This window comes from Pseudarthrobacter sp. NKDBFgelt (genome assembly GCF_046097905.1).
GTDB classification, from domain to species: domain Bacteria; phylum Actinomycetota; class Actinomycetes; order Actinomycetales; family Micrococcaceae; genus Arthrobacter; species Arthrobacter polychromogenes.
The window spans coordinates 48,501-74,986 of sequence record NZ_JBJURL010000002.1 but is presented as its reverse complement, the minus strand read 5'-3'; the positions used below and the strand labels follow the sequence as shown (position 1 = coordinate 74,986).

Below are 26,486 nucleotides of genomic sequence, written 5' to 3'. Positions count from 1 at the left end.
AATCCCTTCCTTAGCCGCGGCCAGCGCCGGAGTAAGGCAGCAGAGCAACTTCGCGGGCGTTCTTGATTGCCTGGGCGATCTTGCGCTGTTCCTGCACCGTGACGCCAGTGACGCGACGGGCGCGGATCTTTCCGCGGTCGGAGATGAACTTGCGCAGCAATGCTACGTCCTTGTAGTCGATGACAGTGATGTCAGCGGCCTTCAAGGGGTTGGACTTTGGTTTGGGCTTACGGAGTTCAGCCTTAGCCATCGTGGAGCTCCTATTCTAGGGAGCCCGTGGATGTTGATCCACGGGATGGTGGTGGTCCGACGGCGGCAGTCACCTGGGTGCCCGGAGGCACTTTCGGCTGTCCCGGCGTCGGGCCTGAATGGGTGTTTAGAAGGGAGGTTCGGAATCGGGGCCGTTGCCCCAGCCGCCTGCGTTGGAGACGCCGGGCGTTGCCCAGGGGTCGTCCTGCGCAGCCTGCTGGTTGCCGCCGCCCCAGCCTCCACCGGAGTTGCCGCCCTGGTTTCCACCAGAGTTGCCGCCTCCGAAGCCGCCGCCGCTGTTGCCGCCGCCGAAGCCACCCTGGGCGCCGCCTCCGGCACCCCCAGCGCCGGAGCGTTGGGTGCGGTTGACCTTGGCATTGGCGTAGCGCAGGCTGGGGCCGATTTCATCGACCTCAAGCTCAATAACGGTGCGCTTTTCGCCTTCTTTGGTTTCGTAGGAACGGCTCTTCAGGCGGCCGGTCACGATCACGCGCATTCCCTTGGTAAGGGACTCGGCGACGTTCTCGGCTGCTTCACGCCAGACAGCGGCGCGGAGGAACAGGGTTTCCCCGTCCTTCCACTCGTTGGACTGGCGATCAAAGGTACGCGGGGTGGAAGCGATGGTGAAGTTCGCTACTGCTGAACCGGACGGTGTGAACCGCAATTCCGGATCATTGGTGAGATTACCGATGACCGTAATGGTGGTCTCGCCTGCCATCTACTGCCTCCTTGTTGATCCTGGGTGAAGGGTGCGTTCCTGCGTTAAAGATTGAAGAATCGGTGCTGAAATTACTCAGCAACAACTTTCTGCTCTTCGGGGCGGGTGATCTTGGTGCGCATGATGGTCTCGTTAAGAGACAGCTGGCGGTCAAGTTCCTTGGCGGTGTCCGGCTTGGCGGTGAAGTTCACCACGGCGTAGATACCTTCAGACTTCTTTTTGATTTCGTAAGCCAGACGGCGACGGCCCCAGATGTCAACCTTTTCGATGGTTCCACCATCGTTGGTGATGACGTTCAGGAACTTCTGAAGCGACGGCTCAACGGTACGCTCTTCGACCTCGGGGTCGATGATTACCATCAATTCGTAAGGACGCATATGTGAACCCACCTCCTTTGGGCTAAGCGGTTACGGCATTTCCGTAACAGGAGGTTCATTTGCGATGCCATGCAAGGCCCCGCCGCCGGAACGGAGGCAGGACGCAGCACAGACTTCAATATCTTAGTGCATCTAGACCGGATAGGCGATTCGCGCCTGACTCTAGGCTATGGCCGTGTTGGCAGGGGCTGCAGCACCAACGGCTCCTATGTGGAAAACGTGCAAGCGAACAAACAGGGAAATTACGACGCCGAAACGGCCTCCACAGCCGACTCCCGGGTTGTGCGATCCTGCGGCTCCCCGCCCTTCGGACTCTTACCCGACTTGCGGTAGCGCCACACGCCCAGGGCCACCACAACAGCCGCCAGGGCCACAGACAGCAGCAGGGACTCCCTGGTGGACTCCAGGATGACCATGCCGATCAGCAGCGCCACGATGCTGACGATGGAAAGCCACGTCAGGTACGGGAAGAGCCACATCTTCAGCGCAAGATCCTTGCCTGCGGCACCCATGCGCTTGCGGAGGATCAGCTGGGAGGACGCGATGACAAGCCACACGAACAGGGCGATGGCACCGGAGGTATTGACCAGGAAGAGGAAAACCGTGTCGGGTGCAATGTAGTTGAGGCCCACTGTTACGAAACCCACCACGGTGGAGGCGAGCACGGCAGCAGCGGGGACGCCCCGCCGGGAGATTCTGGTCCAGGCGGCCGGGGCGTCTCCCCGCTTGGACAGCGAGAAGAGCATGCGGCTGGCGGTGTACAGGCCGGAGTTGAGGCAGGACAGCACGGACGTGAGGACCACGATGTCCATGATGGTGCCGGCGCCCGGGATTCCGAACAGTTCAATGACTGCAACGTAGGGGCTCTTGGCAACGCTGGCGTCATTCCAGGGCAGCAGGGTGACAACGATGGCGATCGACCCGATGTAGAAGACCAGGATGCGCCACACGGTGGACTTGACGGCCTTCTTGACGGCGTCCACGGGGTTCTCCGATTCGCCGGCGGCGATGGTGGCGATCTCCGCACCGAAGAAGGAGAAGACCACCACCAGGATCCCGGCCAGCACAGCACCCGGCCCGTTCGGAAAGAATCCGCCGTTGTCGATGAGGTTGCTGAGCCCCGGAGCGGGGACGCCGGGGACGAACCCGAGGATGGCGGCGGCGCCGAAGAGCAGGAAAAGTACGATTGCAGCGACCTTGATGGAAGCGAACCAGAACTCGAACTCACCGTAGGACTTCACGGACCCAAGGTTGGTCAGCGTCAGCAGGACCATCAGGACGAGCGCCCAGACCCACTGGTCGATTCCGGGAACCCAGCGGTGCATGATGGCCGCTCCGGCCGTCGCCTCAATGCCGAGCACGATGATCCAGAACCAGGCGTACAGCCAGCCGATGCTGAAACCGGCCCAACGGCCCAGCGCCTTGTCGGCGTAGGTGGAAAAGGAGCCCGTCTCCGGGTTGGCCGCCGCCATCTCACCGAGCATCCGCATCACCAGGATGACCACGACGCCGGCAGCCATGTAGGCGAGCAGGATCCCCGGTCCCGCCTGCTGGATGGCGGCGCCGGAGCCGACAAACAGGCCGGCGCCGATAACGCCGGCAATCGCGATCATGGAAAGGTGCCGCGGCTTAAGCGACTTGGCTAATTGCTGGTCAGCGGGCATGGGAGTGCCGTCCTTTGGTGGTTATGCAGATGGGATCGGCAGGCAGGACTTGCCGGAAAGAATGAGGACCGCTCCCTCCAGTGGGGCCGGTCACACATTTCTCTCACTGTAAATTGCGCCGGGAAGCGGATGCGCTGTGCATCGGCACAGCCTTGGGCTGCCCAATTTTGGCCCTGGCCCAACTGCAGGTACCCACACGAAACACGAGAAGCCTGACAGGCAACAAGGAAACACGGAGGAAATAGTCCGCAGCCCCGTATCCCCTAGTGGTTTCGCTCCCGGTTTCCCCCATTGCCCCCGGCATTTTCGGAGGTCTACATTGGCTTCCACCCGCACTCAAGCGAGGGACGCCAGAGCAGCGGTACGCCGTTAAGGACTCCCTGCGCCACCAAGGACCTGAATATGCACACAGCAAAAGTTCGCCATCCCGTTCCTCAAGCCCTGGCCTTGGCCGTTGCGCTTGTCCTAGGCCTTCTTACGTCTGGCGGCCCAGCCCATGCGGCTGAGAACTACGGCTACCAAAGCGTCAGCTACACGGGAGTGGCCAACACCCCCACCTCGGACAAACCGCAGAGCAAGCTGTGGTGGAACGACGGGTCCTGGTGGGCTGATATGTGGACCACGGGAACCGGCTGGCAAATCTACCGGCTGGACAGGGCTGCAAAGTCCTGGGTGAACACGGGGGTCTCGATCGACACCCGCAGCAACACATTGGCAGACACTTTGTGGGACGGAAACAAGCTGTACATCGCCTCGCATGTGGTGACGGTGTCGGGGGACGCCAGCACAAAAGCATCTGTCTCGGGTCAGCCCGCCAAAATGTACAGGTACAGCTACGCTGCCGGTAAGTACACGCTCGACGCCGGTTTTCCCACCAACATCAACAACAACAGCAGCGAGTCCATGACGATCGACAAGGACACTACCGGTGCCATCTGGGCCACGTGGACGCAGGTTTCCGGAAGCTCAACCTCCGGCTACTCCAGCAGTGTCTATGTGAACTCGTCCGCAGCGGGCGGGACAAGCTGGGGCACGCCGTTTGTCCTGCCGGTCGCCGACCCCAAACCAGCACCTGATGACATCTCCGCGATCGTCGCTTACGGAAACAAAAAAATCGGTGTGATGTGGAGCGACACTCCCGCCGGAACCGTCTACTGGGCGACCCGTACGGATGGAACCTCCCCTTCGGCAGCCTCATCATGGAACGTCCAGTCCGCGGTGCAGGGCAAAGGCCAAGCGGACGACCATCTGAACATCAAGTCACTCGTGGCCGATCCTTCAGGACGTGTCTACGCGGCTGTGAAGACGAGCCTCGATTCTTCTACCGACAAGACGCTTCCGCAGTTGCAGCTGCTGGTCTTCCGGCCCGGAACGGGTTCGTTTACAAAATCCACCATTGCCACTCTTGCCGATTGCGTGACCCGTCCCCAAATCCTGCTGGATACATCCAACAATCTGGTGAGGGCGTTCCATACTGCACCATCCACATCGACCTCGGGATGTGCCTATTCAGGAGTCCCCGGCAGTATCTATGAGAAGACTGCCTCCATGGACAATCCGGTCTTTGGCAGCGGCCGCGGCACCCCGGTGATCCAGGACGGGGCATCTGCCAATATCAACGACGTCACCACCACCAAACAGAGCGTCAACGCCACCACCGGCGCTGTTGTCATGGCCAGCAACAAGGCTACTGAGCGCTACTGGTTCTCGGACCGGTCACTTGGAACCGCGCCGCCTCCGGGCGATACCGTGGCTCCGACGGTGACGGGTACAGCCCCGGTTGATGGTGCTACCGGCGTGGCAGCGACGGCAAACGTGACTGCCACGTTCTCCGAGGCGATGAACACCTCCACCATTAATGCGGCCACGTTCACCCTCAAGACAGGGACGACGGCGGTTTCAGCCGCAGTGACGTACAGCGGCACCGGCAACACCGCGACGCTCAACCCAGGCACCGACCTGGCAGCCGGCACCACCTACACCGCAACCGTCGAGAGCGGCTCCACCGGGGTGAAGGACGCTGCCGGCAACGCGCTGGCCTCGGACAAGACCTGGACCTTCACCACAGCCCCAGCGAGCGGCGGCGGCGGCGGGACGTCCGAGACCGTCACCCTCACCGCCACCGCGGACAGCTGGGTGGCAGGCGGAGCAGCAAACACAAACTACGGCACCTCCACCACAATGAGCGTCGACAACAGTCCCGTGGAAACCACCTACCTGAAATTCGACCTCTCAGCCTACGCCGGCCGGACCGTGGAAAGCGCAACACTGCAACTGCGCAGCGCCGGCAGCGGATCAATAGGCAAGCAGAACGTCAAACTCGTCACCGATGACAGCTGGACCGAAAGCGGAATCACCTACAACAACCGCCCCGCGCTCGGCACCAGCATCGGCACCCTCGGACCCACAGCAGCCAACAGCAACTACAGCGTCCAGCTCACGGCCAGCGCCCTGGCCGGCGAGCCCGGCCAACAACTCTCCCTCGGCCTGGACTCCACCAGCACCGACGGACTGGACCTCGCCTCCAAGGAAGCCAGCAGCACCACCGCACCCAAACTCGTCCTCACGATGTCCGGGAGCGGCAGCGGTGGTAGTGGCGGCGGTGATACGACGGCTCCGACGGTGACGGGTACAGCCCCGGTTGATGGTGCTACCGGCGTGGCAGCGACGGCAAACGTGACTGCCACGTTCTCCGAGGCGATGAACACCTCCACCATTAATGCGGCCACGTTCACCCTCAAGACAGGGACGACGGCGGTTTCAGCCGCAGTGACGTACAGCGGCACCGGCAACACCGCGACGCTCAACCCAGGCACCGACCTGGCAGCCGGCACCACCTACACCGCAACCGTCGAGAGCGGCTCCACCGGGGTGAAGGACGCTGCCGGCAACGCGCTGGCCTCGGACAAGACCTGGACCTTCACCACAGCCCCAGCGAGCGGCGGCGGCGGCGGGACGTCCGAGACCGTCACCCTCACCGCCACCGCGGACAGCTGGGTGGCAGGCGGAGCAGCAAACACAAACTACGGCACCTCCACCACAATGAGCGTCGACAACAGTCCCGTGGAAACCACCTACCTGAAATTCGACCTCTCAGCCTACGCCGGCCGGACCGTGGAAAGCGCAACACTGCAACTGCGCAGCGCCGGCAGCGGATCAATAGGCAAGCAGAACGTCAAACTCGTCACCGATGACAGCTGGACCGAAAGCGGAATCACCTACAACAACCGCCCCGCGCTCGGCACCAGCATCGGCACCCTCGGACCCACAGCAGCCAACAGCAACTACAGCGTCCAGCTCACGGCCAGCGCCCTGGCCGGCGAGCCCGGCCAACAACTCTCCCTCGGCCTGGACTCCACCAGCACCGACGGACTGGACCTCGCCTCCAAGGAAGCCAGCAGCACCACCGCACCCAAACTCGTCCTCACCCTGCGCTAGGCCAGGGTGGGGACCTCGTGCTGCAGGTAACCGCAATTTCCACATTCTTACCCCCGGGCAGCCACAAGCCCCCTGGTTTATCGGACCGCGGCATCCGGCCCCGTACTAGCTTTGCAACACGCCAAAGCGGCACAGAGACACAGGAAACCCGCCGGAAAAGGGGCAATCATGGCAGAAGAAAAGGTCTTTCGAATCGACCCGGCCGCACCAGGCCCTTCCGTCGCACCTGCCCATTCAGCACGTCAACCTGCAGGAGGGATCGGATCCTTGAGTAATCAGGATATTAGCGGCAGCGAGGTAGCAGCCGCCGGGATGGGACTGAGGGACTACGCCCGGGTCGCGAGGACGTACTGGAAGCACATTGCGGTTGTGACCCTGATCGTCACCCTGCTGGCCACGGCGTGGAGCACGTTCCGCCCCCGCATATATGCCGCCGAAGCCAGCGCAGTTGTTATTGCGGTGGGGACCGACAACGTCAGCAGCTTGCTGGCCGGCGACACCCTGGCCAAAGCAAGGGCAAAGAACTACAAGTCATTGGCTGAATCCCGGCTCGTGGCGGACAACGTGCGCCTGTCCACCGGGCTCAACATGTCCAGTGATGCCCTGCTGGGTGCCATCTCTGTGTCCGTACCCCGCGACACTGCTGAGATCCGGATCACGGCAGAGTCGCCTGATCCCACCATTGCCCAGCGGGTTGCGGACGCCTGGATCGTCGAGCTGAGCAAGCAGGTCCAGGAAAGGGAGAGGGCCGCCACTGCCGCTTCAGGCGAGGCCCTCGAAGCCGTTACGCCGCCGCTCTCCCTGGTACCGCTGGATCCAGCTGCTTTGCCAACAAAACCCGTCTCTCCCGGCGTGGCACTGACAGCTCTCTACGGGGCAGCACTGGGCCTCCTCCTGGCCTATGCTTCCGCACTCCTTCGAGACCGGCTGGACCGCCGCCTGCACAACGCAGCTGAAGTGGAACATCTCTTCTCCGTACCGGTCATCGGCGCCCTCCCGGTCGACCTCCGGCTGACGGGCGAGAACAAGGTCCTGGGAGGCGTCCCCGCAGCCCCAACACCTGGTTCACGGGCACAGAGCCCTGCCTTCGCCGAGGCGCTCCGGGAACTCCGCACCAACCTGACGTTCCTTGACGTGGACAACCCGCCCCGGATCATCGTCGTCACGAGCTCGGTGAGCGGGGAAGGCAAGTCAACTATCGCAGCCAACCTGGCCTCCGCGATGTCGGCCGGAGGGGAACAGGTCATCGTTGTTGACGGCGACCTGCGGCACCCCAGCATGGCCAAGATCTTCGACGTAATTCCCGGAATAGGCATCACCGACGTCCTCACCGGAAAGGCAGAGGTAGATGACGTTCTCCAGCAGCGGAGCGATCTGCCCAACCTGTCGATTTTGGGCTCCGGCCGGATCCCGCCGAATCCCACCGAGCTCCTCGGCTCGCATGCCATGAAGCAGCTGATCGAATCCCTGTCAGAAAAGGGCATCGTGATCATTGACGCTCCACCGCTGCTCCCGGTGACTGATGCTGTGCTCCTTGCCAGGATCGCGGACGGCGCCATTGTGGTTGTCAGGGCTGGCCGGACAACCAAGGACCAGCTGACAAAGTCGCTTGGAAACATCCGGAAGGTGCATGGAGCCGTTCTTGGAACCCTGCTGAATTGCGTGCCGGCCAAGGAGTTTGACGGCTACTCGTACTACTCCTCGGATCCGGACTCTGCGGACAGCGATCCATCCGGGGATGCGGACGACTCACCTGTGGTGATTGAGCCCGAAAGCCCCCCTGCATTCCGTGGTTCCAGCAGGGAACAGACTTCGCGGAGCGTCACTTCCTTCTAGGCACCATCCAACGCCTGCAGCTGCCACGTGCGCCGTATCCGAGCCAACCCGGTTACGCGCGCACCGGCCGACACACTCATCTAGGAGAACCCATGTCCAAGTCTGTCGTCGTCATCGGGACACGCGGCTACCCAAGTTACTACGGCGGCTTTGAGACTGCAGTCCGGCGCCTGGCACCATTCCTCGCCGATGCCGGCTGGGACGTTAACGTCTACTGCCGGGCAGGCCAAACCAAGGACGACGACGAGGCACGCGACCCACGCATCCGAACCACCAGGACAGTGGGGCTTGAGAGCAAGTCACTGAGCACCCTCTCCTTCGGGCTGTCTTCCGTCCTTCACGCCCTGTGGCACAAGCCCCAGGTGGCGCTCGTCATGAACGTTGCCAACGGCTTCTTCCTGCCGCTGCTGAAGCTTCGCGGAATACCGACCGTGGTGAACGTGGACGGAATCGAATGGGAACGCGCCAAGTGGAACCGTTTCGCTAAGTTCGTCTTCCGGCTGGGCGCGCGGCTCACGGCGCGCTACGGCACCATCCTGATCAGCGACTCCCTTGAGATCCAGCGGCGCTGGAAGCGGGACTTTGGGCGCAAAAGCGTCTTCATTCCGTACGGCGCCAACCTTGCCAGTCCCAGCGAGGTTGTTCCCGGCCTCGAACCGGAGTCCTATGTGCTCATGGTGGCCCGGTTTGTTCCCGAGAACACGGTGTCTGAGTTTTTCCAGGCAGCTGAACGCCTGGCGGAGCAACATCCTGTGGTGATCGTCGGATCCAGCGGATATGGCGGGCCGCTGGATGAGGCCGCCCAGCGGCTGGGTGAACATCCCAACGTCCAGTGGCTCGGCCACGTCAGTGATGACAAGAAGCTCCTCTCGCTCTGGCATCATGCCGGCGCGTATTTCCACGGCCACAGCGTAGGCGGAACCAATCCAGCCCTGGTCCAGGCGATGGCCTGCGGAGCACCCGTCGTTGCCCGGCAGACGCCATACAATGCCGAGGTCCTGCGGGCGGATGAACACCTGGTGGCACCGGATCCGCTTGCCATCGAGAGTGCATTGCGGCGCATGCTGACTGACCACGACCTGCGGGCGAAGGCCCGGGCAGCGAACCAGGCCCGCGCAGCCACCCATTACGACTGGGAAGATGTGTGCCGGAGATACGAACTGACGCTTCAGGAAGCGGTCCTGGGGGAAAAGGCGGCCAAGATAGGCAGCGAGGTGCGTCAATGACCTTTGGATTGCGCACGAGCGCACTCAAATCACCCGGACAAATATGCAGCGGAAACCCCCGCATATTGGTTTTGAATCCCCTTGGAGTGGCGCTAAGCCATTACACCGAGGCGCTTCTGCATCAATTAGCCGACGCAGGAATAGAAACAGAATTATTTTCCATCACCGAGCCTTCCCAATCCGGTAAAAGCCGATTTCATTGGCTCGGCGCGTATACCGCCATGCTTTATTCAGCGGGCCAACGGACCCGAAAGAGGAATTCACCTGAAACGGTCCTCGTCACGTGGCCGGTATTGGGTTTCCTGGACCTCCTGATGGTGAAATTCCTTTGCGGCGACTCAGGGGTCATCATTTACCACGATCCGCAACCCCTCGTCCGGTCCGTAGGCAGCAGCCCCCTGGTGGCGGGCCTCGTAAGACGCCTGAGGACTCGGCCCGGAACACTGGTACACAGCGATGAAGCTGCCCAGGCCATGGACGCCGTCGGACTCACCGGGGGCCTGGCGCAGGTGCCGCATCCGATGCTTCCCCCCGCCGGTGCCGCCAAGGACGCCGCCTTTGGCGGGCAGTCCGGGAAGAGGCCGCGGGTTCGCGTGCTGGGACAGTACAAAGCCGACAGGGACATCGACCTCCTGGAATCATTGGCCGGCAGGCTTGGCCCGAAATGCGACCTCGACATAGTGGGCCGTGGCTGGCCTCCCGTCGAGGGTTGGCATGTCGATGCCCGCTTTGTTCCGGAGGACGAACTGGAGGAACTGATCGTCTCCAGCGACACCATAGTCATCCCCTATAAGCGCTTCTACCAAAGCGGCATCGCCATGCGCGCGCTTGAGCACGGCGTTCCGATCGTCGGGCGCGTCGGGACGAGCCTGGAGAAACTGTACGGACCGCAATCACGGCTCCTGGTCGCCGCGGACCACGTGCTGCCCGGCCAGGAGGTCGAGGCGTGGGCAGCTGCCATCGAGTATGCAATGGGCCAGGGAAGAACCGAGACGGTCCTCGCTGCCAAACTCTTTCATGAGGAGGCGTCCGAGAGCTGGCGCGCCTTCGGCCACCGTATGCTGGCCGAAGGTTCCGCCCGACTTCCCGGCTAGCTCCAGGAGAACACTCCGTGACCAAGTTCCTGATCTCGTTCCCCAGTGACGCCATGGTGGTCCGCGCCGAGGACTTCGAGGCGGTGGTCGAATCCGCGCACGCCGTCATCGGCGAGGCCAAGGCAGCGGGGGTGTATGTCTTCGGCGGCGGGATCGATGAGGACGTGGCACCCGTGCGCGTGGCCGGTGACGGCACCGTCACCGAGGGCACGTACCCGGGCCATACAGTGCCCGACGGCGGCTACACGGTTCTCGAGCTGCCCTCCAGGGAAGCTGCACTTGAATGGGCTGCCAAGCTCGCCGCCGCCTGCCGCTGCCCCCAAGAGGTCCGGCAGTTCCAGTACGATCCCGAGAGCTGACGGAGGCAACCTCCTCAGCCCGGCCTGCCCTGCGCCCACACCCTGGTGGCGGGCAATCATCCTGACGGCGTGCAGCACCGTGCCGCAACCCAGCCTCGGCGGCCTACCGACGCGACGTCGACCGCGGCAACGATGGCCGGGATGCGAAGCGCGGACCCATGACCGCGGATACGGGCCTCACTGTCGGCCTCAGGGGTACCGTCATGGCCACCACCGATCCCACGGTCAACCATAGGACGGGGGTGGATGCCATAGAGGAGGCCGACTCGGAAGAAGCGACGGTCAGCAGGAAGCCCACGGCCAGCCACACAGGCAGGCTTTGGGTCCTCGGAACACGGCGGAGGAGCCTCCCGAGGTGGATCAGGAGCAGGAGGGCGGCAGCAATCATGGGCCACCCGATCCACGCGAAATACAGCCCCAACAGGCTCTCACTGCCCACACCGGTGGACGCGCCTTCAAGAGCGGCCTGGTATCCCGTTGTGCCGAAGCCCAGGCCTGCGGGCGACTGCAGGCCAAGCATGAATCCGGACAACAGGCCATCCGAATGGCTGGCGGTGTTGCCCTGCTCAATGAAGGTGGTGAACAGGTACCCCCCAAGGCCGAGGCCTACAAGAATGCCGGCATGCTTCCCCACCTTGGTCCAGATGAAGTAGATCACGGTGACTACGAGGAAGATCAATATGCCTGCCCGGGCATATGCAAAAAACAGGGTTGCGCCGATGGCAGCAAGCATTCCCAGCCGCGCTAAACTCCTGAGCCTTGCGACGGCAGCAAAGGCGCCGAGGCCGAGCAGGAAGCCCATGACGGGAGGGTTCATGAATGGGCCGCCGGGGCGGAAGGTGAGGTCACCGTTGGACACTCCGTCCGCGAAGTAGGCGGGCGGCAATCCCATGCGCATGCTGCGGGGGTTCCCGCCCACAACGTTGACGTGGTACCAGGCCGGGTCAAGGAGGGGCGCCTGCATGACTTCCTCGGCCAGGGCCCATGCCACGGTCAGCCCGGCCAACAGCAGAAGGTAGGCGCTGATCTTCCGCCACTTGATGTCGTCCCGGTAGACGAAGCCGGCGAACACCAGGCCAAGCGGCATGAGAACCTGCCGTGCCTGGGCAATGCCGATGTCCGCATCCGGTGATCGGACAAATCCGATACCTACCAGGATGACCAGCAGCAGCATCAGCCCAAGCGCCTTGTGCAGGCGCTTGTCCTGGGAGCTGAAGGACCTGATAACGGCGGCGGCAACAAGAACCGCCGCAGGCACATCATCCAGGTATTGGAAGGCATCAGACCTGGTGAGGGTGATGAGCGGCGCCTGCGACCAGCCGGCCGCAATGACCAGCAGGATTAGTACGTGGTAGGAGCGCCCCAGGATCAGCACCAGACTGATCACGGCGGAAGCGGTAACAACGAAAGGCAGTAGCACGAGTTGGTCGTCCCTCTCGAGATTTGCTGCAACGCCTCCAGAATCGCTGCAATGCAGGGTCAAGCCCCGGAATCATCCGGACAGGTTTCAATACCCGCAGTATCGCAAGCATCGCGTATGACGGAATCCGTCCTTCCTCACGCTATGCCGACCAGCATCTCCCAACAAGTGCCACGTCGGGAGTATGTGGATACCCACAACCAGCTGTGCGTCATGAACCTCCCCCGTTGGCCGCACCCGTCCAGTAGGCCAGGTACGGCGCGGCAGCCAGGGCGACCGTCCGCTCGCTCTGCAGCCCTGTTATCTGGCGGTCGAGGCGTTCCAGCTCGGCCGAATCGGTGATGGTCCTGTGGGCAGCCTCTGCCAGTTCCCGGACAGAAGCGGGGACCACGATCAGCCCGCCGGCCTTGGAGGCTTCCCCCAGCGTCCCGGAGTCAAATCCGATCACGGGGGTGCGGTATGCGAAGGCCCTTGAGGCCACCCCGGAGGCAGGCAGGATTTTGCCATAAAAGCGGCTCGTCTTGTCGTAGGGCAGAAGGATGGCCCTCACGGACTCAAAGAAAGCGTCCTCCTGCGGCCCCTCGACCGCTCCCAGGATGGTGACTCCGGGGATCGGCGGCAGCTGTTCGGTTCCCCTGCCGGCGACGCGGATTTCGACGTCCGGCGGGAGTTCGCGGCGAAGCTCGACCAGCCTGTCGAACCCTTTGCCTTTAGAGGCGTGACCGTAGAGTCCTACCGCCAGCGGACGCTGGGAAGCAGGCTTCAGGGCAGGCCTGGGCGGCACAAAGTGCCAGGTGCTGAGAACCCTGCAAGCGGGAAAGGTTTTTCGAAGCGCTGCCGCGCCGACGTCACTGAGCGCAAACAAGGTGGCGTCCCGCAACAGCCACCGTTCCAGCCGGGCACTGGCAGGGCGCAGCGGGAGATGGATGCCGTGGTGAAGCAGCTTGCTCCTGGCCACCCCTTTGAAGCGGAAAGGCCACCACGCGGCCAGCGGGGGGTCATGCACGGTAGCTGTTGTGGTGATGTCCCGCGAGCGGCCCGCCAGCAACCAAAAGGGACCCAGCGACGCCGCTGACAACTCGAAGTGAACCACCACCCGGCCGGCAGCGAGGGATTCCTTCACCGCTTTGGAGAGCCTTCGCCGGTCACGAAGCACATCACGGAGCCCGACGTTGCCCGGTCCCTCAGTCCTGATTTCACGGAATGCGGAAAAGTTGGGCACAGCAGCGGCGATGAACTCTTCCGCATAGTCGCCGACTCCACCCGAACCCACACGGGGTGCCACCAGAATGAGTGTGGCGGGAATTTGAGAACTATTAGGTACAGGCACTGCGTCTGAATTAGCCACGTTACTCCGCTTTTGCACCAAAGGGACAAATAATTAGGCGGCACGGCCCCTGGGAATTTCCACGAAGGATTCGTCCGGCCTCGACAACAGTATGCACCAGCAGCCAGAGACGCACCGGAAAATTGAGCAAACAATTCGTTTTCCCCCTTCCGTCGGCCTGGAACGCCGGCAGCCCGGGCTTCAGATGCCCGGGAACAGTATTTAGCTCAATAACTGCTCAATTCCTGTGAATACTTCCCACCCGGCCGTACCCAGACAGTAAACTTTTGCAAAGAGGCCACAGGAAGGCTCCAACCCATGACGAACGTTGCTGGTGGACTTGCCCGTGTCGGCTTCCGGGGCGCGGTGTGGCAGGGGCTTGCCCTGGTGGGCGGGAAGGCGATCGTCCTCATAACGACGATCGTGCTGGCACGACTCCTGTCGCCTGAACAGTATGGCCTCGTGGCCGCGGCACTGGTCCTCATGGCCTACGTCGAGACAGTTGCCGATGCCGGCGTCGCGCAGGCGCTGGTCTATTTGCCTCCCTCCGGCGTCGCGGCCCGCTCGGCGCTGCTGGTTTCAGTGGTTCTTGGTACATCCCTGGCACTCTTGACGTTCTTTTCGGCGCCATGGATCGCCGGGCTTTTCCAGCTGCCGGACGTGGGCCCCCTGGTGCAGGTGCTGTCCATCGCGGTCCTGGCAACGTCGCTGGGTGCGGTTCCGGAAGCCCTGCTGCGACGCGACCTTCTGTTCAGGAGGCTGGCGGTGGCCCCGATTATCCGGGCGCTCGTCACAGGAGTACTGAGCCTGGTCCTCGCTTTCGCAGGTTACGGTGCCTTCTCGCTCGCGGCAGGCACCGCGGCAGGGACGGTTGCGTATGCAGCTACGTGCTGGTGGCTGGTCCGCAAGGGCGCTCCCTGGCAGATCTGGCGCGTGGCAAAAGACGCTCTCCGGGCAAACCTTAAATTCGGCGTTCCGGTGGCAGGCAGCAATCTCCTGGCGCGGCTCATCTTCGACATCGACTATGTGATCATCGGCGTGATCCTTGGCGCCCAGGCCCTGGGTTACTACACGCTGGCTTTCAGGCTTCCCGAAGCCCTGATCATCAACGTCTTCTTTGTGCTCTCCACAGTCCTGTTCCCGCTTTACACCCAGGTGCAGCACCAGCCGGAACGGTTGCGGGACGGCTACCTGAAGGGTGTCCGCGTACAGTCCCTGTACGGCATGACGGCGGGTGTGGGCCTGGCAGTTCTGGCACCGATCCTCGTCCCCCTGGTCTTCGGCGGCCAATGGTCTGAGTCTGTCATTCCGCTCGTTTTCCTGGCCCTGTATGCGGCAGCACGCTCGCTGGGAGCGGGCGCGAACGACGTCTACAAGGCCATAGGCCGCCCCGGCATCTCGATCACGTTCTCACTCATCCGGCTGGCAGTGCTGGTGCCGGTCCTGCTGGTGGCTGCCCAGTGGGGGATCATCGCGGTTGCGTGCGCCCAAATGGCAACAGCACTTCTCTTTGCCATCGGAATGCAGACGGTAGCTGCAAAGGTGATCCACATCGGACCAAAAGCAATGCTGCGCGCTGTTTTGCCGGCCTTTGCCTGCAGCATCGCCGTGGCGGCGGCTGGAACAATCATGTTCCTGCAACCCTACTTGGGGGCTCCCCTGACAGCGGCGCTGGTATTTGTGACCGCCATAGCCGCCGTGTATGGCGTCCTCCGGTTTGGATTCCCAACCCTGCACAATGAGCTGCTGCACCTCGTTCGCCGCCGGCAGGACGCCCCCGCTGAATAGGAGGGCTCGGACAATCATCAACCGCTCAGACGGAGATGCGGCCTGCGTCAGCGTGTCCGGGCAAGCCGGTTTCGACGGTCACCTGCCGGCGGCATGACAACGGCGGAATAGACGGTAGTCGTGCAGGTACGTAGAGCCGGCGTACCACTGTCGCCACCGGTGCCATCTAACGGCAAAGCGCGACGGCGGGTCCCGGCCAGGAAGGCAGCCTGACCCGCCAGGACCTGCTTGAACCAGAGGTCCCCTTCCGGCCCCACGTCCGTTACAGACCATGTCCCTTACAAAGCAGGTCCCGTGCAAACCAGGTCCCTCTTACAAGGGGGATGCCTCCCTGCGCAGGACAGCAGGCACGGCGTCCGGCTCCTGTTGCGCCGCGAGGTCCGAGCCGATGACCAGGCCGAGGATGATGAAATAGGGTGCCGCCGAGTTGGGACTGAGCGCTACCTCATTGAAGGCGGCATTCAAGAGGAACCCGCCCAGGAGGCCTGCCGCCAACGTCTTGTCGCGGAGGTCTTTGATCCGTAGGACGTGTCTCGACAGCTGGAAAAAGAACACCAGGTACACGGCCAGACCAACTATTCCGAGTTGGCCGATAACCATGCCCAGTCCGCTCTCCGTCACGGCCGACGTGGACTCGGACCCTTCCGAAAATAGACCAGCGAGGACTCCGGAACTGCCCAGCCCACGCCCGAGGGGATGATGCGGGAACTCCACAAAGGCAGCGGTGAAACCGTCAATGTGTGCCGCTGTACTGCCTGTTGAACTGGAAACGGTAAACAGATAGAAGTTGTATGCCCCGGCAGCCAGCAGCAACAGCGCAATGATGTGGCTGGTTCTCGATGAGTAGAAGCGGGTCCAAAATGCCAGGAACACGATCAGGCCAACGAGCGCACCCTTACTGACGGCCAAAACCATCGCTGCCACCGTTGCGATCTGGCAGAGCAGCCCGCGGAGATACCAAGCCGCCATGAACACGGCGAAGAGGAAGGTTCCGAAATTCACCGGGTCCGCGAAGGGACCCGCCATGCGCCTGAGGAACTCACCCGGAACCACCTGCTCCGAAGCAAAGAAGTTCTTGGGCAGGCCGGAGTCCTGCTGAACAGAAATTCCCTTTTTCTCCCACAGGTCCCGGAGATTAAGTGTTTGCCAGAAATCAGGCGTATTCGCTTCAATGAAACCGAAGACAATCGCCACGAAGCCCAGCATTACCAGGTAGCGGAGGTATACGGCATGCCTGGCCCAGGCACTGGCATGCAGGCCAATAAGGAGGAACAGGAACGGAGCCATGATGTTCCTTGAGGAGGCGGCTGCTGCTGCCAAATCATGTTGGAACAACACGACGGTCGCAGCACCGTAGAGAACAAGGATGGCCAGGCAGGTTGTCACTGCTTTGATCAGTTTCCGAAGGGCGTTCCCTTCGGGGGCCGGCTTTCTTGCCGAGATCAAAACCAGATACAGGGCAACCGAGAAGAGGAAGTTCAGGATGATGGCAAATTGGAGCCGTCCGCTGTCGAGGTCACCCGCGACGGTAGTCAAATAGACGTTCTGCGTCGCTGACATGATCGTGGGAATGATCAGGAAAAACGAAATCTCCGCCTTCCGCTCAGCCAGGCGATGAATCAATTGCGCTATGACGGAGAAAAAGACCACTGCCGCCACTGCGGCAAGGATCGCCATCGAACCGAGGCTGGCGGCGATGGTGATAAGTACCAGGCCGCCGCAGAACAGCAGAAAAGGGACGATGTCCAGCCTGGGCGAGAACTCGGAGGCCGTTTCCTTGGTGTACATCTTCTCCCCAGACTGTCGATCTTGCAGGCAATTTAGCGGCTGATCACAGCCCTAGGCAGGGACCGCTGCCCAGTCGGTGACCGCATGGCGCCAGAGCCAGAAGTCACGATCCGCCGTCACTGCGGCCTGGACGTGGCCGGTGTCCCCGTCATGTACGGCCTGGCCTGCCAGGCGGTAGGTCATTGTGGCTGCTGAACGCGCCCACGTCGCGATGACCAGGTAGGGAAGCAGTTCCGGTTCCACCTCACGCAGCCGCAGGTGTTGCGCCAGAGGTTTCAAGGCCCATCCACCGGGGCTGAAGGCATTCTCGAAGGCCCGGAGCTGAAGGCGGCGGGAGGACAACGCATCTTCCTGCGACTGGCCAATGTACTGCAGGTAGAAAATCAGGTCATGGGCGGGCAGGCCATCAAGGCGCGAGCGTTCCCAGTCCACCACCTGGAGGCGGCCGTTCGGCTGCAGGAACAGGTTCTGGTAGCTGAGGTCACCATGTTCCACAACTGCCGGAAGCTGCTCGGCCCTCAGTGGCGCCAACACCTCATGGGTGCGGTCAATTAACCGGGCCACTTCCGTGTCCGCCGGCAGCAGCGATGCCAGTTCGGCCAAGGGGCCGGCGATGGTCCGCTGGTACCAGTCCGTGTTTTCCGGCACCGGCCTGGTGCACGGCAGCGCAGCGACGAAGTTAAGGCCTGCGTCCAAGGCACGGGGAAAGTCCTGCACAACGAGGTGGGGCTCCAGCAGACTGCCCACCACGGCGGTCTCAATCAGCACTGTCTGTCCCCCGACGTCCAGAACTCCCACAACTTCCGGGGCACCCTGTTCGGACCCTACTCCCAGCGACTTGAGCTGCAGCAGTACATCGGCTTCCTTGCGCACGCTTTCGTTGTCTCCAGGCTGGCGGGGGATCTTGACCACGAGCCGGGGAACCTGGGCGTCCGTGGAAAAAATGAGCGCCACTACGTGCCGGGAAGTGACGAACTGCGGCGTTAGCAGGAGTGTTTCCCACTGGCCGGTAAGGCCGAACTTCTTCAGCTCGAGCGCCCGATAGTTATCGCGGAGGATCTGGTCAATGTATTTCACTGCAACTCCTGCCGGCCGGCTTCCGGTGTCCGTCGGCCAACAACGGTGCCTTCAGCGGCGGCCACATTGAACATGCCCAGGTTTAACGCAAGCCTCCCGATTGCAGCCTTGGCTTTTCCAAAGCGTACGCCCGAATAATGCGCCAGGGTATCTTGGACCGCAGTCCTCGACGCCGTAGGCACAAAGCGTGCCGGCCGTTCGAGTGTTGGCACATGCCAGTAGACCGCCACGTCATCGAAGCCTGACCTCTCCAGCGCCCGCTTCCATCCTGCGAGGGTGTACGGGCCCGGACGGGAACCGAATGAACGCCGAACCTGCAGGCAGATCCACCCGCCCGGCCGGAGGGACCCGGCGGCGCTGGCAAACAGGCGCGCGTCCGGTTCGGAGAGCAGGACGACGTCGAATTCATTGGCCGGGGCGGGTCCGGGAGATGCCTCGATACGGCGCGCGGACGGGTCCAGCAGGCTGATCGCCGCCACCGCGTCGCTGCTGAGCCCGCCTCCATAGCCGAGCTTGTCAGGCTGGCTTATGGGAAGCAGGAAACGCCAATCCAGCAGCGTCCACAGATGCAGGGGGAGCGGTTCCGTGCCGGCTTGCCCGTCCTTTCCTTTGGGTGCGGCGACATTCCATAAGAGCTCGCTGGCCTTCATCCGGACCTGGGATTCTGATTGGCTGGCGTCCAGGACGTGCGCTGAGGGGATTTCCTCGGCCAGCTCCAGATACGCTTTTCGCCATTCCTCCAGTTTCTGGGGAGTATGCTCACCCTTCCTGGCAAACATGACCTCGCCGGGGACGTCAAGGACCAGGACGAGGTCAGGGCGTGGCTGGAACCGCAGGGCCAGCGCATCCGTCAACGCAGCCAGGCGGCTTCCCGCCTTCGAGCCGGGGAGCAGGACATCGAATGCGAGGCGGTCCATCAGCACCACCCGGCCGCGGAGGGAGTAGTATCTCGCGGCCAGTCCGGCGCGGAATATCCGGAACACCTTCCTGACCAGGAAACCGCCACGGATCTTCTGGAGCCAGCGGTCCATGGGACTGCTGGACCACAGTCCCATGTAGACATAGGCAGACGGCAGGGGGCAGCTGGAGCGGAGGCCGTGGAGCAGGGTGGTCTTGCCCGCCCCGTCGGGGGCCAGCACTCCTGCCACGGGCCCGCTGCCCTTGAGCTTGGGGCCTACCCGCCTCAGCGCCCTGTTGCCCGAGCTGATAAGCCACGGCGGAACCCTGGAGCCGGCCCACCGGCTTTTCAGGTCAGCCGCGGTGGCAGGGACGTCGTCGAAATTCTCGGACTGCAGCAGGTTGAGCAGCTGCCCCGCTGTTCCGGTCCCAAATTTCCGGTCCAGGAACAGGGCGATGGGGTTTTCGACCGTCGCCACGGCAGCTGCCGACCGGGCCGCCGGGACCTTGGCGGGATTAACTGCACCCTTGTCGAGCACCAGGTGAAGGATGTGGAGCCAGGCCTGGTCCTGGATTTCGGGCAGCCACAACGGCCCCAAGGCCACGCGTCGCCGAAGGCAGCCGGCGGCCAGGGCGGTCCCGAGCTCCTGGAACAGCCCAAAACTGATGTCTGAAACCACGTCCAGTTTGATCCAGAGATCCTCGTCCGCGAGGTAGCGGAAGTAGAAGCGGTGGCTCCCGTGGCCCAACGCGACCACGCGCCGGAACCCCACACCGGCAAGATGACGGTCCAGGCCGGGCACCAGTTCAGCGGAAACAAGCAGGTCAACGTCCCCCGCAGGCCGCACCAAGTCATCCTCACCCCGCAGCAAAACCCACGGCAGTCCGGACTTATCGAGTTCCCGGAACACCTTTATCAGTACCGAATTAACCTTTGGAATGGCGCCTGCATTCATGCCATGTGGATTTTTGCTGGCAAATTCCGACTCAGAATAGGAAACCGGAAGTTGGGGAGAATTCGACAATTCGCTCACCACTTCTTGATAGTTTGGAATTTCGGCGGTGCTTTGCCCGCTGCACGCAGGCACGGCACCGCTGATCCGATGGCAGTCCCGAGAGCCTACCCCCTACCTAATGGGGCGGCACGAGTAGTGGGTACTCACATTTTTCGGCTCTGGCCCCTTGAACTACGTAGGTAAAGGGCATCCTGCTGCCGGCTCCGCCGGGTATAGGTACCCCGCCGGCTGTCGTGGGCATTAGGTAGGGGAGGCAGCGGAGTGCGGGCCATTAGGTAGGTAGGGCATCCGCTCCCCTCTTGAGGAAAAGCAGGGGTGATCTTGAGCAAATACTAAGTGAACGATATATGGCGCTTTGCATAAATTCAGGGCTATATTCGCTTAACGGCTGGGAACCGTGCTGGAGGTGCAAGCCGACAGCCTGCCGACCCAATGGTTATATCCATAACCGGATGGCGGCATGCAGTATTGGAACAACTACTAACGAAAGAATTTGGTCTCCTTCTTCGAGGATTGGGGACCCATGTCATTGTTAGGGCGAAACAAGGAGTTGGACAGGCTTCTTTCGGTGATCCGCGGTCCCAAGGACACGGCCCTGGCGGTGATCGGTGGCCACGGGGTTGGAAAGTCGGCCTTGCTGTCAGAAATCCCCACACTTTCCGACTACAAAACCGTTTTCCTCGGGGCAAGCGCGTTCGAATCCGACTGGCCCTTGTCCGGTGTCACGGCCCTCCTCAACGCCATGGATGATCCCGTACTCAACCGAATCGCTGATGAACTCCTGCGCGATACTGCCGGATCCCTGGACGTGCCGGCCATTTCCTCAATGCTCCTCAACGGCCTGCACCAGCGCGCATCCTCCCGGACGGTCATCGTCATCGATGACGCAGACCAGCTGGATCCGGGCAGCCAGGCGGTGATCGGCTTCCTGGCCCGCCGCCTGTCCGGAACGGACATTGCCATGTTCGTATGCCTCCGTGACGAAACACCCGACAGCCCGTTCAGCGGCCTGGCCGTGCTGCACCTCCAGGCGCTGAGCTACAGCGACACCGTGAGGATGCTTGAAGCAATCCCCGCACGGCAAGCCACGACGGCGGCCGCCCACGCAGTTGCCGCAGCGACCCGTGGAAACCCGCTCGCCGCCGTCGAACTTTATGCCCGGCTGCTGGAACGGCAGGCCGAGGGAAAGTTCGCCCTCCCGGTTCCCCTGCCCGGGAACGGCAGCTTCGAGGCGGAATTCGCCCTGGTGGTGGGCGGACTGACCGCGCCGGCACGGAACGTGCTGGATCTGCTGTCCCTCTCATGCCGGAGCGACATCACCACGCTGGAAAAGATCAGCAAGGACGTGTGGACCGGCGTGGACGAACTGCTGGCCTGCGGGATCGTGCACCGCACTGGCCCGCACCTTGCAATCCGGGACCAGCTGCTTCGCGGGTACGTCTTTGGCGCCATGACCCCGGCAGTCCGCACGGCCAACCACCGGGCGTTGGCGGACGCGTGCCAGGACACTGACCCGTACGCCCGCAGGTGGCATCTGAGCTTCACGGCGCTGGAACGGCAGACCCCGTTCGGTTTGCTCCGCCATGCCGTAGACCTGATCCGGGGCGGCGAACTGTCCTTCGCTGTGGAGTACGTTGAACGCGCCCTGACCATCAACCCCTGGGAAGCGGAAACGGCGGCACGTCTGGCGGCGATCGCTGAGCTGCTGTTCAACCGGGGTGAGTTCGTTTACGCCCGGCGCTACCTGGAATGGGCACAGCGGGTGACCCGGAATCCTGCCTTGATTCTGCGGCTGACGGGGCTCTCCTTCGAAATCGACTTCATCCAGGGGGGAGCGGTCCGTTCCAGCATGGTGCTGCGCCTGGTGAAGGAATTCGGCCAGCACGATCCTGCCTTCGCCGCCAATCTCCTCGCCGTCGCCGCGGTGTACTATGCGGAACGCTGGGAATTCCAGGATGCGTGCGAGCTTCTCCAGTACGCCGGCAATTTCCAGGACGCGGCATCAGCCGAATGCCTTGAGCTTACGGAACGTGCCAGGCTGCTCACCGAGTCCACCAGCGGCGAGGGGGTCCAGCCTGGACGCAAGTACACCCTTGAGGGCGGCTCCGTGGCCGGCCTCCTGATCCAGGGCCGTGCCTTCAGCTACGCGGAGCGCTACGACCAGGCGCAGGAGCTCTTTGCCATGGTGCGGACCTCTACACGGGACGCCCACGTGAACTGGCGGGAAACGGCCCTGTTCCTGGCTGTGGACAACGAGGTCAGGGCAGGAAACGTCCGGACGGCGAGCAAGCTGATGGATGACCTTGAACTTTTTGAACCTGAGTTCAAGTACCACCGCGGGCTCCGCCACGTTTTCCGGGTCTGGCGCGCCCACGCGCTGGGGGATGAGACCCTCGCCCACAGTTACGCGGTCGAGGCACAACGCTTCGCCGGCGCCGAAAGCCACCCGGCCATCACCGCCCAGCTTGCTGCCTGGCAGGGCCACTTCGCACTGCTTCGGGGTGACCTGGCAGAATCCCTTGCCCAGCTCTCACGCGCGGCTGAGATTGGCACGAGTTTCACCAATCCCACGCTGCTGCGGTGCGACGCGGACCTCGTGGAGGTACTGGTCCGGCTGGGACGCCACCGGGAAGCAACCCAGGCCCTCCTCAGCCTGGAGAGCCGTTCCGTCGGGTTGCGTTCACCGTGGCTGATGATGGCGGTTGCCCGCAGCCGTGCCATCCTTGCGGACGGTGAGCAGTCGCTGCAATTGTTCGGCCAGGCCCTGGACAGCAGGAACTCGCGTGATTCGTTGCTCGAACGGGCACGGACCATGCTGTGCTATGCAGAACGGCTGAAGGCACTTGGCCGCCTGAGGGATGCCCGCGACGGTCTTCTGCGGGCCAAGGTCATGTTCGACGAGGTCGGTGCCAACGCCTGGATCCAGCACGTGGATGCGCTCCTGCTGGACGAACGGGTGGAAGCACCCGGCCCACAGGGAAACCCGGCCATGCTGCTCCTCGCTGACCACGAACGCGTCCTGGCAAGAATGGTTGCCCGGGGCATGCGCAACAAGGAGATCGCCTCCACCCTCTTCGTGTCCGTGAGGACCGTCGAGGTGAGGCTGACCGCCATCTACCGCAAGCTCGGGGTTGAGTCACGCGCCCAGCTGACTGCCCTGGCTGCCAGCAAGGAAAAGGCGGCTCCGGAGCCGTACATCCTGCCGGTTCTCTAGTGCCGGCTGCAGCTGCTGCAGCTACCCGCATTATCCACAAAATTCCTTCGCGGGACCCACAAAGGGCCCGTGCAAACCCTCCGCAGGTGGCTTTCCGTGACTAGTTTTGCTTCACGGCAAGAGCACAAGCGGACATACCGGAAGGGGTCACCATGGCAGAAGCACCCGTCACCGGACAGCGGCGTCCCATGTTTTACGGGACCAAACGCTCAGCGCTCACCGGCAGCCTGGCAGGCGAGCGGCCCGCTTTGGCGGGCGACGGTCCTGCCCCGGGAGTATCTCCCGGCTACCGCCCGGCCGTCAGCCTTGTCCCCCCGGCGCTGGACCGCAAGGCGTCCTCCGCGGACTGGATTTCGGTCCACATCAACCTGTTGCGTGTCACGGACTCGCTGCTGATCGCCGGGGCGGTCGCCCTCGGCTACCACCTTGCCAGTCCAGGGCTTCTGAGCAGGACATCAACGGCCGCCGGGATCGCGGCCAGCGTTGCACTGGCACTGATCTGGATCGCTGCACTGGAAATCTACAGGACACGCGATCCCAAAGTCCTGGGTGTCGGTGCAGACGAGTACAAACGGGTCATTTCGGCCACCTTCCGGCTCTTTGGCTTAATTGCCATTGCTTCTGTCGTCTTCTCGATCCAGAGCGGCGCCACCATGTTCGCCGTGGCCTTACCGGTGGGCACCGTGTCGCTGACCGCCAACCGCTGGCTTTTCCGGCGCCGGCTGGCGACTGAAAAAGCCAAGGGGCGGCACCTGTCACGGGCCATCGTCGTCGGCGAACCCGAGGACGTCCGGTACGTGGTCCAACAGATCGAAAAGAAGTCCGGCCCCGTCTACAAGATCCTCGGCGTGTGCCTTCCCGGTTCGCGCCGGGGGGCCAGGCTGCGCGTGGGCGAGCAGCTGGTGCCCGTCCTTTCTTCCACGGATGACATTTCCCGGACTGCCCGCCTCGCGCAGGCCGATGCCGTGATCGTTGCCGGGCCCCTCCCGGGCGGGAACAAGTTCATCCGGGAACTGGGGTGGAGGCTGGAGGAGTGCTCTGCCGAGATGGTGCTGGCAGCAACCCTCACGAACGTCGCGGGGCCGCGTATCCACTGGCGCCCTGTGGAAGGTCTTCCGCTCATGCATGTGGACATTCCCCAATATTCCGGCGGCAAGCACGTCCTCAAGCGGGTCATGGACGTTGTCCTTGCCGGTGCCGCCATCACCGCACTTTCGCCGCTGTTGCTGCTCCTTGCCGTCATTGTCCGGCTGGACAGCCCGGGTCCCGTCCTGTTCCGCCAGGACCGGATTGGCAAGGGTGGCCAGACCTTCGGCATGTACAAGTTCCGGTCCATGGTGGTCGATGCCGAGGAGCGCCAGGCCGTGCTGCACGAGACCAACGAAGGTGCCGGGGTCCTGTTCAAGATGCGCAATGATCCCCGGGTCACGCGGTGCGGGCGGTGGATGCGGAAGTACTCCCTGGACGAACTCCCGCAGCTTTGGAACGTCGTCCTCGGCGACATGAGCATGGTGGGCCCGCGCCCTCCCCTTGCACGCGAAGTCAGCGGGTACGAGCAGCACACCCACCGGCGCCTCCTCATCAAGCCCGGCCTCACTGGCCTCTGGCAGATCAACGGGCGCTCGGACCTGTCCTGGGACGAGGCAGTGCGCCTGGACCTCTACTACGTCGAAAACTGGTCAATCCCGGGTGACCTGCTGATTTTGTGGCGGACTTTCCGTGCCGTCATCCAGCCTTCCGGCGCCTACTGACGGTGCCTGCTGACGGCGCCTACTGACAAAGAGGATGAGAATGGAAGCTTTCGCTAAGGACTTCGGTCACGGCAGGGACGGCGTTAACCCAGACAGGTTGCGTATCGCGGTGGTTGGCGCAGGTTCCCGCGGAGCGGGCATGGCCGAAACCCTCCAGGCCAGCCCGGACTGGGATCTGGCAGCCATCTGCGACGTGGACTCCCGCCGGGCCGGGACAGTCTCGGAAAAGCTTGGCGGTGCGCCTTGGTTTGAGGCCATCGACGAATTGCTGGACAGCGTGGAAGTGGATGCGGTGGCGATCGCCACCCCCCTCCGCGCCCTGTTCGGAACCGGAATGACTGCGTTGCGGGCAGGCAAGCACGTCCTGGTGGAACAGCCGTTGGCGGACAGCCTTGAGCGCGGGCAGGAGATGGCTGCCGAGGCGGATGCCAAGGGCGTTGTGCTGATGGCAAACAAGGCCCAGTGTTTCGAGCCTGCCGTGCAAAAGATGCAGAAGTTGGTGGGCAGCGGATCCCTGGGCGATATCCTTTTCGTCGAAGCGGTGCGGACCGAAAGCAACCTGGCCCGGACTGACCGGGACGTCTTCTGGGACCTGGCCCCGGACAGCCTTGCCCTCCTTGACTATGTGTTCGCCGGGCGGCTCAACCCCCAGGGAGTTTCGGCGCTCGGGGGTGACCCGCTGGGAACCGGCCGCGACTGTGTTGGCCACGTGATTTTCCGGCTTCCCAACGACGCCACGGTGCACCTCAACGTCAACAACCTGAGCCGCGTGAAAAGCCATCAGCTGGTCATTGCAGGTTCGCAGCTTGTCCTGGTGTGGGATGCCACGCTTCCACAGGAACAACTGGGCATTTTCGACTCCGATTCGTCCACGCAGCAACGGCGGCGCTCCCCGTACTGGGCGGAGCCGGGCGCACTTCAGGTGCCGGCCGGAGATGGACAGGTGCCCGCCTTCGGGCAGGAGGCGCGTGACCGCGTGGCTGCCGAGTTCGCCCGCCGGGCGCGCGGCCACCAGCGGGCACCGTCCACGAATACATCCGGCCTGCGGGTACTCGGCATGCTGGAGGCCGTGACCCGCAGCAGGGGCCTCGAAGGCCAGGCGTCGAGTATCCACGTACCAGGGTCCGAGGACTACCAGCAGCAGGCCGCAGGATCCTGGCTTGAAAGCGTCCTGTGGTCCAGGTGACACGGACTGCCGGTCTCCGTTCCGTTCCTCCTAGGAAAGATGGTGCCTCGTGGCCACCGAA

General features: G+C 63.0%; 18 protein-coding genes. 9 read left to right on the top strand and 9 right to left on the bottom strand.

Features of this window, described 5'->3' with window-relative positions; all coding sequences use genetic code 11:
* Positions 1-10 precede the first annotated feature (10 nt).
* The 4 genes from rpsR to ACKAE7_RS01030 form a co-directional block, all read right to left on the bottom strand.
* The gene (gene rpsR / locus ACKAE7_RS01045) at positions 11-250 is read right to left on the bottom strand and encodes a 30S ribosomal protein S18 (RefSeq protein ID WP_003800144.1); all 240 of its coding nucleotides are present in this window, start codon (positions 248-250) and stop codon (positions 11-13) included.
* Positions 251-376: 126 nt separating this feature from the next.
* On the bottom strand, positions 377-967 hold the full coding sequence (locus tag ACKAE7_RS01040; RefSeq protein WP_188728389.1) for a single-stranded DNA-binding protein: 591 nt from the start codon (positions 965-967) through the stop codon (positions 377-379).
* A gap of 71 nt (positions 968-1,038) precedes the next feature.
* Positions 1,039-1,344, bottom strand: coding sequence for a 30S ribosomal protein S6 (gene rpsF, locus ACKAE7_RS01035; protein WP_011693941.1), 306 nt, complete (start codon positions 1,342-1,344; stop codon positions 1,039-1,041).
* A gap of 242 nt (positions 1,345-1,586) precedes the next feature.
* Entirely contained in the window at positions 1,587-3,008 is a 1,422-nt protein-coding gene (locus ACKAE7_RS01030; RefSeq protein WP_408978294.1) for an amino acid permease, read from the bottom strand.
* Positions 3,009-3,410: 402 nt separating this feature from the next.
* Here ACKAE7_RS01030 and ACKAE7_RS01025 point away from each other — a divergent pair, with 402 nt between their 5' ends.
* The 5 genes from ACKAE7_RS01025 (at position 3,411) to ACKAE7_RS01005 (ending at position 10,961) form a co-directional block, all read left to right on the top strand.
* Entirely contained in the window at positions 3,411-6,446 is a 3,036-nt protein-coding gene (locus ACKAE7_RS01025; protein WP_408978293.1) for an Ig-like domain-containing protein, read from the top strand.
* 267 nt (positions 6,447-6,713) lie between these two features.
* A complete protein-coding gene (locus ACKAE7_RS01020) occupies positions 6,714-8,282 on the top strand; it encodes a polysaccharide biosynthesis tyrosine autokinase (RefSeq protein ID WP_408978292.1) in 1,569 nt (522 codons plus the stop codon).
* 92 nt (positions 8,283-8,374) lie between these two features.
* A complete protein-coding gene (locus ACKAE7_RS01015; RefSeq protein WP_188810702.1) occupies positions 8,375-9,508 on the top strand; it encodes a glycosyltransferase in 1,134 nt (377 codons plus the stop codon).
* A gap of 314 nt (positions 9,509-9,822) precedes the next feature.
* Positions 9,823-10,602: a hypothetical protein gene (locus tag ACKAE7_RS01010; protein WP_408978291.1), complete on the top strand. Its 780-nt coding sequence runs from the start codon at positions 9,823-9,825 to the stop codon at positions 10,600-10,602.
* A gap of 17 nt (positions 10,603-10,619) precedes the next feature.
* Positions 10,620-10,961, top strand: a complete 342-nt coding sequence (locus tag ACKAE7_RS01005) for a transcription initiation protein (RefSeq protein ID WP_191035097.1) — start codon at positions 10,620-10,622, stop codon at positions 10,959-10,961.
* Positions 10,962-11,064: 103 nt separating this feature from the next.
* Here the strand turns inward: ACKAE7_RS01005 and ACKAE7_RS01000 are convergent, their stop codons facing one another.
* Positions 11,065-12,348, bottom strand: a complete 1,284-nt coding sequence (locus ACKAE7_RS01000) for a hypothetical protein (RefSeq protein WP_408978290.1) — start codon at positions 12,346-12,348, stop codon at positions 11,065-11,067.
* Positions 12,349-12,592: 244 nt separating this feature from the next.
* Entirely contained in the window at positions 12,593-13,666 is a 1,074-nt protein-coding gene (locus ACKAE7_RS00995) for a glycosyltransferase (protein WP_408978289.1), read from the bottom strand.
* A gap of 360 nt (positions 13,667-14,026) precedes the next feature.
* On the opposite strand from ACKAE7_RS00995, the gene ACKAE7_RS00990 reads away from it, so the two are divergent.
* Entirely contained in the window at positions 14,027-15,496 is a 1,470-nt protein-coding gene (locus ACKAE7_RS00990; protein WP_191035100.1) for a lipopolysaccharide biosynthesis protein, read from the top strand.
* A 312-nt stretch (positions 15,497-15,808) separates the two neighbouring features.
* On the opposite strand, the gene ACKAE7_RS00985 is transcribed toward ACKAE7_RS00990, so the two are convergent.
* Genes ACKAE7_RS00985 through ACKAE7_RS00975 form a run of 3 tightly spaced genes read right to left on the bottom strand, consistent with a single transcriptional unit; the run spans position 15,809 to position 20,214 of the window.
* Complete coding sequence (locus ACKAE7_RS00985) at positions 15,809-17,284, bottom strand: O-antigen ligase family protein (protein WP_408978288.1); 1,476 nt, start codon at positions 17,282-17,284, stop codon at positions 15,809-15,811.
* Positions 17,285-17,335: 51 nt separating this feature from the next.
* Positions 17,336-18,361 (bottom strand): aminoglycoside phosphotransferase family protein, encoded by a 1,026-nt coding sequence (locus ACKAE7_RS00980; protein WP_188810687.1) that lies wholly within the window; start codon positions 18,359-18,361, stop codon positions 17,336-17,338.
* On the bottom strand, positions 18,358-20,214 hold the full coding sequence (locus ACKAE7_RS00975; RefSeq protein WP_408978287.1) for a hypothetical protein: 1,857 nt from the start codon (positions 20,212-20,214) through the stop codon (positions 18,358-18,360). Before ACKAE7_RS00975 ends, ACKAE7_RS00980 begins: the two co-directional genes overlap by 4 nt.
* Positions 20,215-20,824: 610 nt before the next feature.
* Between ACKAE7_RS00975 and ACKAE7_RS00970 the strand changes: the two genes are divergently transcribed.
* The 3 genes from ACKAE7_RS00970 to ACKAE7_RS00960 all read left to right on the top strand — a co-directional run bounded on the left by ACKAE7_RS00970 (position 20,825) and on the right by ACKAE7_RS00960 (position 26,425).
* The gene (locus ACKAE7_RS00970; RefSeq protein WP_408978286.1) at positions 20,825-23,488 is read left to right on the top strand and encodes a LuxR C-terminal-related transcriptional regulator; all 2,664 of its coding nucleotides are present in this window, start codon (positions 20,825-20,827) and stop codon (positions 23,486-23,488) included.
* A gap of 188 nt (positions 23,489-23,676) precedes the next feature.
* A complete protein-coding gene (locus tag ACKAE7_RS00965; RefSeq protein ID WP_181038133.1) occupies positions 23,677-25,239 on the top strand; it encodes a sugar transferase in 1,563 nt (520 codons plus the stop codon).
* 40 nt (positions 25,240-25,279) lie between these two features.
* A complete protein-coding gene (locus tag ACKAE7_RS00960) occupies positions 25,280-26,425 on the top strand; it encodes a Gfo/Idh/MocA family protein (protein WP_408978285.1) in 1,146 nt (381 codons plus the stop codon).
* Positions 26,426-26,486 lie beyond the last annotated feature (61 nt).